This is a genomic window from Streptomyces swartbergensis (assembly GCF_002148965.1).
Taxonomy (GTDB): domain Bacteria; phylum Actinomycetota; class Actinomycetes; order Streptomycetales; family Streptomycetaceae; genus Streptomyces; species Streptomyces swartbergensis.
In genome coordinates this window covers 1-5,585 of sequence record NZ_NGFN01000464.1, presented here as the reverse complement: position 1 = coordinate 5,585, position 5,585 = coordinate 1, and the positions used below count along the sequence as shown (strand labels likewise).

Below are 5,585 nucleotides of genomic sequence, written 5' to 3'. Positions count from 1 at the left end.
CGGTGGCGCTCCAGCCGATGCGGGGGTCGCCGCTTCGGGGGGCGCCGGTGCGCGGGTCGCCGCCTCGTGGGGCACTGCCCCGGGGGTCGCCGTTTCGTGGGTCGGCGGACCTGCCGGTGTGTGGTCCCGTCTGTGTCGCGTTCATGATCGTTTTCCCCTCCGTGCATCCCCCGGGGGTCACAGACTGCCAAATGCCGTGGCTGGTGCGGAAGCTGGGGAGCGGTGACACGCCCGTACCGGGGCCTGCCGTCACGGTGGGGTGACGGCTGGTCACGGAGGCGGAGGGGCGGCCGACCGGTGCCGGTGACCGGTGTCGTCGTACCGCATAGGCTGTCGGCACCGCGGGCGATGCGGTGATCCGTTCGGAGATCGATGCAGTGAACCGGAGGGTGATCCGTGGGGTCGGCGGGTGCTGGGAAGTGCAGTGAAGTCGAGACAGACAGACGTGACAGTCGATACGGGCCGTAGTGCGCCAAGGGTGGTCAATACGGGTCGTACAGAGTGCCGCAGGGGGCAACCGCCATGACGACAGGTCGGCTCGGGCAGCAAGCCGCGCCGCCGAACGCGGCCTACGCCGGGCAGGTCGTGCATTTCCCGGATCCGGTCCGGGCGGCCCGTCACCCGAGAGGGGTACGGGTCGACGAGCGTGGTTACCCCGACTTCTCGCCCTACGCGCGTGCGGCCGCGGAGATCGCGGAGCCGCCGGAGGGTTTCGGTGTCGACGAGTTGCGGCTGACGGACTACGTGTCGGCGAACATGGCGCTGGCGGCGTCCGGGCACGAGTTGTGGGACACGGTGCCGGCGGTGGCGACGCCGCACGGCTGGACGTGGCATCACGCGGTGGGTTCGCGGCGGCTGGAGCTGGTCCCGGTCGAGGTGAAGGCGTTGCTGCGGCACCACGGCGGTGTGGCGACGTCGGGCGTCGACCATGCCAAGCGGGGCACGCGGCCGTTGCAGGAGACGCGTCCGGCGCACTTCGGGCTGCCGAAGTCGGGTGTGGCGGTGACGGAGTCGCAGGTGCAGGGGGTCGAGGAGGACCTCGGTTACCGGCTGCCGGGTCCGTACCGGTCGTTCCTGAAGGCGGCGGGGGGCTGTGCGCCGGTGGGTGCCGCGCTGGACGCGGAGCTGGGGCTGCTGATCGACCAGCCGTTCTTCACCGTGCGGGACGAGGCGGCCGTCAACGACCTGGTGTACGTGAACAAGTGCCTGCGTGACCATCTGACCAAGGACTACCTGGGGGTCGCCTTCGTGCAGGGCGGGCTGCTGGCGGTGAAGGTCAAGGGTGACCGGATCGGTTCGGTGTGGTTCTGCGCGTACGACGACGTGCGGGACGTGGATCCCTCGCTGCCGCCGGCGGAGCGGGTGGAGCGGTTGCTGCTGCCGTGCGGGGACGACTTCGACGTCTTTCTGTCGCGGCTGGCCGGTGATCCGCCGGAGTTGGAGACGGTGGCGAATCTGATGGTGGACGGCGGGTTCGCGCGTGTGGTGCCGGTGGGCGCGGTGTCGTCCTCGGCCGTGGGGGAGTGACTTCAGCGATGGTGACCTTCGCGCAGGCGCAGGAGCGTGCGGAAGAATGGATCAACGGGGACGTGCCGTCGTACCAGCATCGTGAGGTGCGGGTGCGGGAGTTCGACCTGGGGTTCGTGGTGTGGGCCGAGGACCGGGCGGACGGGCCTCGTTCCGACGGTGGTGCGCAGCGGTTGGTGATCGCGCGGGACAGCGGCGAGGCGACGCTGTGGCCCGGGCTGCCGGTGGGTGAGGTGATCCGCCGGTACGAGGAGGAGTACGGCCGTCCGGACGCGGCGGAGGAGCCGGCTCCGGCGGCCCGGGTGGATCTGAACCAGACGTCCTTCCTGCTGACTCCGCCGGAGTGGTTGCAGGACGCGGCCGACAAGCTGGGGATTCCGGATCGGCGGGGGGCTGGTGCGGATTCGGGTGCGGGTGCGGGTGCGGGTTCGGGAGCGGGGGCGCGTGCGGGTGCCGCGTCGGCTTCCGCTGGTGACCCGGCTGGTGCTGCGGGTGCCGCTTCTGCCGGCGGTGCGGGTGGTGATTCCGCTTCCGGTGCGTCCTGGCCTGCTGCCGTGGGGAGTGACGGCGGGGGAGCGGAGACGCCCGGTGCGCCTGCCGGTGCCACGCCCTGGGCGGGTACGGACACCAACGGCGATGCAGGGGACGACCGTTCCGTACCACTGCCCGCGACCGTTTTCGCGCCGCCGCTGAGCGAGACCGACGGTGACACGCCGCCGACGACGCCGGAGGCCAAGACGGCGCTGCTGTCGGGCGGCAGCCAGCTTCCGCCGACGGCGGTCTCACCGGCGATCGACGAACCGAACGCGCAGGGTGGTCCGGGTTCGGGTGCGGGTGTGGCTGCGCCTGGTGGGCCGGGCTACGGCTATCCGCCGGGGGCGGCGGGTGCCGCTCCGGCTCCGGGCGTGCCGGGTACGCCGCCCGGTGGGGTGCCGCAGGGCGGCACGCCTCCGCCTCCGCCTCCGCCGGGCGGGCAGCCGTACGGGTATCCGCAGGGTGCCGACGGTGGATCTGTGGGCTCCGCGGGCGGCGCGGCGGCTTCTGGGCCTGCCGGTCCCGGAAGTTCGGCTGGTCCTGCCGGTCCTGCCGGTCCCGCCAGTGTTCCGCAGCCGCCGAACGGGCCGGGTGCGCCTGGGCGTCCGCTCGCGCCGAACGCCGGGGACATCGCCGACGCCGCGACCAGTAAGGCGGCTCCGCCGCCGGGTCGTGGACGGGGCGCGGGGCCGACGACGCCGCCTCCGCCGGGCGCCCCGGGGACGCCGGGTGCGCGGCCGGGCGGTACGCCTCCGCCGTCGGGGCCCGGTGCGCCGGGTACTCCGGCGGGTGGTTATGTGCCTACGCAGCTCGTGTCGGCGCTTGGGCCTGAGGGGTCCGGGGGTCCTGGAGGCCCGGGTAATGAGGGCCCCGGTGCTCCCCTGCCTCCCCAGCAGCCGCCGGGTCCTCCTGGTGCGCCGCGGCCTCCGGGTGCGCCGAACCCGCCCGGCGCCCCGGGTGGTACGCCGCCCGGTGGTGTCCACCATGCCGCCACGATGCTGGCCGATCCCGGTCGGACGGGCCCGGGCGCACCGCAGCCGCCGGGGCCTCCGGGTGCGCCTGGTGCTCCGCAGCCTCCGGGTGCGCCGAACCCGCCTGGCGCCCCGGGCGCGCCGGGTGTTCCCGGCGGTCCGGGTCCCGTGCATCACGCGGAGACCATGCTGGCCACGCCTCCGGCGGGCGGCCCCGGCGTGCCTCCGCCGCCGCAGGCCCCCGGCGCACCACCCGCTGCACCGGGTGTCCCAGGCGCCCAGGCCGCTCCTGGCGTGCCCGGTGCGCCGCCGATGCCGCCTGGTGGGATGCCTCCCGGCGCGATGCCGCCTGGTGGGATGCCTCCGGGCGCCATGCCGCCGGGTGCGATGCCTCCCGGTGCCATGCCTCCCGGCGCCATGCCGCCGCCCGGTCAGCCCGCCCCCGGGCAGCCTCCGGCGTACGGCTATCCGCAGCAGCCCACCGGGCAGCCGACGGTCGGCCCCGGCTACCAGGCCGTGCTGCGCTACCGCGCGCAGGACGGTTCCGAGCAGCAGCTGATCCGGCGTTCGGCGCCGGGTACGCCGCACCCCGAGTGGCAGATCTTCCACGAGCTGCGGGCCATGAACGTGCCCCCGGACCAGGTGCTGGAACTGCACACCGAGCTGGAGTCGTGCGAGCTGCCGGGTGCCTACTGTGCGCGGATGATCCGGGAGCAGTGGCCGCAGGCGCGGATCACGAGCATCGCGCCGTACGGCACGGACCACGCGAGCCGGCAGCAGGGCATGCAGCAACTGCTGGCCCACCAGGGCGAGTTGCACCAGGTGGCGGACGGCCCGGCGCGTCCGGCTCCGGTGCGGGCGCCGTTGCCGCCGGTGCAGGCGGCGCCGCCGATCCCGCCGGAGGGCATCGCGCAGGAGCTGGGTGCCGCGTTCGGGCCGGGGGTGTTCCGGTTCGAGCAGGCCGCCGTGTCCCGGCAGGGTGTGCCGCCGGTCGTGGCGCACACGCTGGTGGCGGCGGGCCTGCCGATGGACATGGGCCCCTTCTTCTGGGCGCAGGCTCAGCCGGGCCGGCCCGTGCCGACGCTGGCGGAGCTGGCGGCCGAGCGCGGTGTGCAGCCGGCCCCGGACGCGGGTTCCTACCTGGTGATGGGCAGCGACTTCGGCAAGGCGATCTGCGTGCAGTACGGCACGGCGAACATCGTCGCCGTGCCGGTGGAGGCGGGGCCGGGCGGGGCGCCCGTACCGCCGCAGTTCGTGAACACCGGGCTGCCGGAGTTCGCGCGCTGCCTGGCGCTGCTCGGGCGGATGTGGCGGCTGCGGTTCGGGCTGACCCAGGAGCAGGCGGGCCGTTGGACCGTCGACTTCCAGGCGCAGTTGGCYGCGCTCGACCCGGCGGCGCTCGGGTCGCCGGAGAGCTGGTGGTCGGTGCTGCTGGAGCAGATGTGGGACGGGCTGCTGTGACGCGCCGCTGACGTGTCCTGAGGAGCCGGGTCCGGTCGGTCGTGAGGCCGCCGGGCCCGGTTTTTTCGTGCCGGGCTGTCACACAGCGCGTCAACAGGGAGTGTCACGTTATGAACACTTCCGTCTGTTCCCCCAAGATGGGCACGAATGATCCCATTTCGTGCTCGATCGCGCGTCGGCTGACGTCCGGTGCCGTTGGTGGAGAGGGGCCCGGCATGAGCAGCGCATCGGTGTCTCCGCACGGCTTTCCGGCCGTGCGGGGGCGCGGTTACCGTCCCGAGCAGGTCGACGAGTACGCCCAGGCCCTCTCCGGGGATCGTGACGCGGCCTGGGAGAGGGCCGCGCGGCTGACGGTGCTCGCCCGGCACATGGACGCGGAACTGGCGGAGCTGCGGGAGGTCGTCGCGCGGCTGGTCCCGCAGACCTACGAGTTGCTCGGAGAGCGGGCGCGGCGGCTCTTCGAACTCGGCCAGGAGGAGGCCGCGGCCGTACGGGAAGGGGCGCGGCGGGAGGCGCGGGAACTCGTGGACGGGGCGTGCGCGTCCGCGGCCGGCGTGCGCGAGTTCGCGCAGGCGCATGCCGACGCCGTACGCGCCGATGCGGACGAACGCGCCCGGCAACGGCTGCTCGCGGCGCGCGCCGAGGCCGACGAGATCCGGGCCGCGGCCGATCGTGAGGCCGAGGAGCAGCGGGGCGAGGCGCTGGCCGCGTTGCGGGAAATGCGGCAGCGCACCTCCGGAATGCTGGCCGAGCAGGCCAAGGAGCACGCCGAGCGGTGGGCCGAGATGGACCGGGAGGATGCCGCCCGGGCGGCCGTGCTGGACGCCCGCCACGCGGATGCGGTGGCGTGCGCCGAGAGGGCGTTGTCCGAGGCCGAGCAGGCCTTCGCCGACGCCGAGGACTCGACCCGGCACCGGCAGGAAGAGGCAGCCGCGCGCGCCGCCGAGTTGCTCGCCCAGGCCCACGCCCACGCGGAGTCCGTCGAACAGGAGACGGAGCGCGTGCTGCGCGAGCACGCCGAGCGCGGGGCCGACGCACGGGCACACATCGACCGCGTACACACCAGCCTGACGGCGTGGGCGGGGCGGGTGG

The 5,585-nt window shown here is 74.3% G+C and carries 3 protein-coding genes; all 3 read left to right on the top strand.

Annotated elements, in window-relative coordinates; genetic code table 11:
- Positions 1-522 precede the first annotated feature (522 nt).
- Entirely contained in the window at positions 523-1,527 is a 1,005-nt protein-coding gene (locus CA983_RS39970) for an SMI1/KNR4 family protein (RefSeq protein ID WP_086605593.1), read from the top strand.
- Positions 1,528-1,535: 8 nt separating this feature from the next.
- Positions 1,536-4,493: an SUKH-4 family immunity protein gene (locus CA983_RS39965; protein ID WP_086605592.1), complete on the top strand. Its 2,958-nt coding sequence runs from the start codon at positions 1,536-1,538 to the stop codon at positions 4,491-4,493.
- A 215-nt stretch (positions 4,494-4,708) separates the two neighbouring features.
- Positions 4,709-5,585: cellulose-binding protein (locus tag CA983_RS39960; protein ID WP_107500335.1), on the top strand; the 877-nt coding region annotated here is incomplete at its 3' end.

Coding starts and splice junctions, on each gene's coding strand:
- CA983_RS39970 (WP_086605593.1), top strand. CDS start 523: ATGACGACAGGTCGGCTCGGGCAGCAAGCCGCGCCGCCGAACGCGGCC.